Source organism: Protofrankia sp. Cas8 (genome assembly GCF_963555845.1).
Lineage (GTDB): Bacteria > Actinomycetota > Actinomycetes > Frankiales > Frankiaceae > Protofrankia.
This window is the reverse complement of record NZ_CAUVXI010000294.1, coordinates 1-5040: the sequence shown is the minus strand read 5'-3', so window position 1 is coordinate 5040 and position 5040 is coordinate 1. Positions and strand designations below refer to the sequence as shown.

Annotated in this window: 5 protein-coding genes and 1 pseudogene; 1 reads left to right on the top strand and 5 read right to left on the bottom strand. The window is 66.2% G+C overall.

Annotated features, from left to right (window positions below):
* The 5 genes from U9977_RS25615 to U9977_RS25595 form a co-directional block, all read right to left on the bottom strand.
* Positions 1-501: acyl-CoA dehydrogenase family protein (locus U9977_RS25615; RefSeq protein WP_322751845.1), on the bottom strand; the 501-nt coding region annotated here is incomplete at its 3' end.
* Positions 502-538: 37 nt separating this feature from the next.
* Positions 539-1543, bottom strand: a complete 1005-nt coding sequence (locus tag U9977_RS25610) for an ABC transporter substrate-binding protein (protein WP_322751844.1) — start codon at positions 1541-1543, stop codon at positions 539-541.
* A gap of 135 nt (positions 1544-1678) precedes the next feature.
* The gene (locus U9977_RS25605) at positions 1679-2299 is read right to left on the bottom strand and encodes a flavin reductase family protein (protein WP_322751843.1); all 621 of its coding nucleotides are present in this window, start codon (positions 2297-2299) and stop codon (positions 1679-1681) included.
* Positions 2296-2907: an NADPH-dependent FMN reductase gene (locus tag U9977_RS25600; protein ID WP_322751842.1), complete on the bottom strand. Its 612-nt coding sequence runs from the start codon at positions 2905-2907 to the stop codon at positions 2296-2298. Before U9977_RS25600 ends, U9977_RS25605 begins: the two co-directional genes overlap by 4 nt.
* Before the next feature lie 52 nt (positions 2908-2959).
* Positions 2960-3976, bottom strand: coding sequence for an ABC transporter substrate-binding protein (locus U9977_RS25595; RefSeq protein WP_322751841.1), 1017 nt, complete (start codon positions 3974-3976; stop codon positions 2960-2962).
* Between the two features lie 802 nt (positions 3977-4778).
* Between U9977_RS25595 and U9977_RS25590 the strand changes: the two are divergent.
* A pseudogene (locus tag U9977_RS25590) lies at positions 4779-5040 on the top strand (ABC transporter permease); the annotation flags it as partial.

Below are 5040 nucleotides of genomic sequence, written 5' to 3'. Positions count from 1 at the left end.
AAGCACCGGCGCACCGGTCGAATAGATCTTGTGACCGGTGAGCTCCCAGCCGTCCCCGGTCCAGCGGGCCGTCGTGGCCGGCAGCCCACCACGTGCGGGGGTACCGAGGTCGGGCTCCACCCGCAGGTGGTTCACCATCGCACCCTCTTCGACGGTGGAACGCGCGATCCGCGCGTACGCCGGCTCGGGCCATCCCGCGCTGCGGCTCGGACGCGCGTGGGCCAGATAGGTCATCGCGAGGACGAGCGCGGTCGCGGGGTCGCCACGGGCGATCGTGCCGAGCACGTCGACCACGGTCGAAAGATCCGCGTCCTCACCACCGTAGGCGACCGGAACGGTGAGCCCGACCAGCCCCGCCTCATGCAGCCGCACAAGGTTCGCGGCCGGGAAGGTCCCCGTCCGGTCGTGTTCGGCCGCAGTCGTGGCGAACTCCGCGGCCAGATCGGCCAACAGGTCCTGACGGGGTGGAACAACGGACGCCGACGCGCCGGGACTCGACATGGGTGACCCTCCGGTGGAAGAACATGGTTTGCCGGCGTCAGGTGCCGAATTTCTCGATCTCGGCGTTGAACGCCGTGCTGAAGTAGTCGGCCACGTTCACCTTGGACTTCAGCAACTCCGCCTTGATGAAGACATCCGCGACATCCTGTGCCGAGGCTATGGTGGCCGGTGAGGTGGGGACGAGCCTGGTCGGCCGCTGGGCTTCGCCGTTGTTGAAGGTTTCCAACGCCTGGGCCACCGGCTGCTTCGTCTGCTCGGCGGTGATCTTCGCCCAGTCGTCGGGGTGCGCCCGGGACCATGCGTAGGCCTTCTGCTGCCGGCCGAGGAAGTCTGTGATGGCGGCGTGCACGGCCTGGTCTGCGATCGCCTTCGGTGTGGCCTCGTAGGCGTAGTTACCAGAAAGAATCTTCTCGCCGCTACCCAACGTCGTCGCACCGCGCTGCTTGGCGGTGATGACCGCATTGCCATAGGTGGCCAATGCGTCGACGTTGCCCGACAGAAGCGCGGTGACACCGTCGGGAACGGTGAGCTTCACCGGCTGGATGTCGTTCCAGCCCAGGCCCGCCTGCTCCAGCAGTTTGAAAAGAAAGTAGTGGGCGGTCGTGCTGGCGACGTACCCGACCTTCTTCCCCTTCAGGTCGGCGATGCTCTTGAGCGACGACCCTTTGGGAATGATCACTTCCTGCAGCAGGGTCGAAGCCTGCATCACCGCGATGACCTTGAAGTTGCCACCACCCGCCGACTGGCTGGCGAAAATAGGCGGGATCTCGCTCGATTGCGCCAGGTCCAGATTCCCGGCGGCTATCGCCTGGAGCTGGAGAGTGCCACTGTCAAACGTGACGTACTCGACCTTGTACGGCGTGTTCGCCAGACCCGCGGCCTCCAGATAGAGTCGCTGCCGCTGATATCCGGTCTCCCCCACTCGCAGCGTCACGCCACTGAGATCCGGCGTGCCCGTTGCGGGTGCGGCAGCGGTGGTGGACGTACCCGAACTCCCCCCGCAGGCGACCACGGTAGCCGTCAGGACGAACGCTGCAATCACCGCCGAAACAGCACTGAAGCGAAATCCATGCCGTTCAGCAGATATTCGTCCTGCTTTCTTGTGATTCACGCTTTCGCCCCCAGATAAGACTGGACAAGATGGTTCGCATACATTCGCTTCAACGGCCCCGGTGACTCATCGGAAATTATTTGTGCCAAGAGTCCCGTAGCGACCGTTGTGATAGATCAGCGGCGGCGCGTCGTCCTTCTCGACGTGCGCCTGCAACACGCGGGCCACCAGCAGACGGTGGTCGCCGGTGTCTATCCGATGTTCGAGCCGGGCCCGCACCCAGGCCGCTGCCTCGACCAGCAGCGGCTCACCGGTCGGCAACCGTGTCCAGTTGGTGGGCGCAGCGAACCGGTCGACGCCCTTGGCCGCGAAGCGCTGTGCGGTGTCGGCCTGGCCGTCGGACAGCAGGTGCACGACCACGGTGTCGGCGCGGAGCAACGCCGGCCAGCTTGACGAAACCGATGACACCGACAGTGATATCAGCGGCGGTTCGAGCGACAGCGACGCAACAGACGTCGCGGTGAAGCCGACCGGCCCGGACGGGCCGTCCAGGGTCACCACCGTGACCCCGGCCGCGTGCCGACGGAAGACCCTTCGGTAGGCACCGGGATCGACGCCCGCGCCAGCTTGATCGTTCGCGGAAGTACCTGCGGGAAGGGCAGCCAGGAGCCGGACGACCGGGCCCTCGGCTACACCGTCCTCGTCCGGTCCAGGGTCAGTGGCGCGGTGTCGGGCGGGGTGGCTCATCGCGCGAGCCCCGCTTCCGTGGCGAGCTCCGCTTCGGTGGCCGCCGATGTGGTGGCGAGCACCGCGGCCGAGGCCCGGACCAGCCGGCTGTTCGCCGCGACCCAGCCCTCGACCTCGGCACCGAGGTCGAACAGCTGAGCCTCGACGATCGAGAATGCCGGCGTGGGAACGGTCGCACCGAGTTCGGCGAGGACCGGACGCAGGTGCAGCTCGGCGACGGCCTGATGCGCCGGCGCGGCCGCGAGAATCACCGGCACGGCGACTACTCCGGTCAGACCACCCGAGGGCAACAGATCGAGGAACACCTTGAGCAGGCCGGTGTAGCTACCCTTGTAGACCGGCGTGGCCACCACGAGCACGCCCGCCGCCCGCGTGGACTCCAGCGCGGTGGCGGCCGAACCATGGGTGTCGGCGAACAGATCCTGGGCGATCAGGGCCAGGTCGATGTCGATGTCTTCGGGGCGTGCGGTCGGTCGTGCGTCGAAAGCCGGGTCGGCGGCGAGTCCGTGCGAAATCCGTTGGGCGACGGCCCGGGCGACCGCACGCGTCCGGGAGGCTGGACGTGGGTTCCCGGTCAGCACGACGATGCGCGGAAAGGTCTGCGGCATGACCAGCCTCCATGGTTTTGGTGGAGCAGGTGTGACAGGCAGTAACGACCGGTCAGGAAGTCAGCGAGCGGACGAAGTACGGGGCGACATCCAGCTTGTGATCGATCACGCCGGCTTCGGTGTACACATCCGCCGTCTCCTGCAGTTTCTTGATAATTACGTCGTCGATCGGGGGAGATTCCACCGTGCGGCGGTTGGCCACCACCGTGGCCACCGGCTCTGGCAGTTTGGTCAACGAGGCGAACAACGCGGCGAAGTCCGCTTTGTTGGTATTGGACCAGTCGAACGCCTTGGTCTGGCGGGCCAGGAAGTCCGCGATGGCTGCGCGCTTGGCGCTATCCCCGGCTGCCTGGTCCGACGCGACGGTGAACCCGAGCCCGGAGCTGATGCCGACCCCGTCGCGGATGATGTGTGCGCCCTTCTGTTCCGCAAGCGCGACATATGGGTCCCAGGTCGTCCATGCGTCGATCTGCTTGGAGTCGAACGCGGCGCTGGCGGCCTGCGGAGTCAGAAAGGAGATCGTGACGTCGTCCGGGCGCAGCCCCGCTTCCTTGAGGGCACCGAGCAACAGATAGTGCCCGACGCTGCCCTTCGTGGTCGGCGAGACGGTCTTGCCCTTGAGGTCCGCGACGGTGTGGATCGGTGAGTCCTTCGGGACAAGCACCGCGACTGCCCTGGCAGAGCTTCGGGTCACGCCGACGATCTTCAGCGGGGCGCCGGCACCGATCGCGTTGAGGGTGGGTGCATCACCCGCAGGGCCGATGTCCACGGCGTTCGCCCGCAGCGCCTGTAGCAGCGGGGCGGCTGCCGAGAAGTCCGACCATTCGATCTTATACGGAGCGTCCTTCAGAACACCGGCCGCCTCGAGAATCGCCTTGGTCTGACCGACCTGGTCGGCAACGCGAAGAGTCACTCCGGAAAGATCAACCTTGGCGCTGGTCACGGCAGCCTTCGGGCTCGCGGAGTCGGACCCTCCACCGCAGGCGGCCAGCAGCGACACGGCCACGAGTGCGGTGACGCCCGCGAGCAGCCGGGGTCGGGGTCTGACGTGGAGGAACAAGAGTGACATCAGGCAACTCCGAGGCGCGGGTCTTTCCCGTCCGGAACCGGTACGGGCTGTGACGGACGGGATAGAAATGATCAATAGTGGATGACCGGAGCCGAGGAGCGCATCCACGCCCTCCTGGTCACCGGGAATTTCAGTCACGGAAAGTCAGACGATCAATGGACAACCAATGGAGCGCCGATGAGGTAGGGGCACGAAAGCCCTCGCCCGGGGTCACGGGGGGACCCGGGGCGGTCATCGACAGCGGCTGCTCCAGGCCCGGGCGTAATCCACGCAGCGGCGCCGCGTCAGGATCGTCTCAGCAGGCACGAAACAGCACTCTGCGTATTAACACCTTGTTCAGTCAAGTAGTGGGAAAGTAATATGCGTCACACTACCTAGCCGGTTGACGCAGGTAGAAGCCGTGTGATTCCGTTGATCTCATGTTGAAGTCGGCGTTTCTTGTTACCCGGGGTCACATCGACCTTCTCCGGGTGAAGTCCGCCGCATGTCCGGCCTACTGACCGACATGTGACGCGGAGCGCCGCACCCACCTGCACAGGTACTCCGCAATCACGCAGAGTGATCATTTATCACCCGAATTGACCGGGACAAACATCGGGTCCCGGCGGATCGTCCGCGACTCATGCCGCCATCCCGCCCGCCGCCTTTGGCGAACGCCAGCCCCCTACGCCGCCGGCGGCGCACAGGAACAACGATCGCGCCGCCTTTGGCGAACGCCAGCCCCAATCACCGCCGGCGGCGCACAGGAACAACGATCGCGCCGCCTTTGGCGAACGCCAGCCCCAATCACCGCGGAGAACCTGTGACAACCCAGACACTTCCTGTCCAGAAGGACGCGGCGGCACGCGCGCCCGACCCGACTGCGGCAGACGTCCCGCACGCGCCAGCCACCGGCGCATCGTCCGCATCCACCCCGACGTTGGTCACGGTCACCCCGTCAACCGCCGGGCGGCGCGGTGTGCCCCGGTGGATCCGCCGGCCGGTAGGCCCGCTGTTTTTGCTGGTGTTGTGGCAGATCGCGAGTTGGAGCGGCAGTACGTCCACCGAACTGCTCGCCTCCCCAT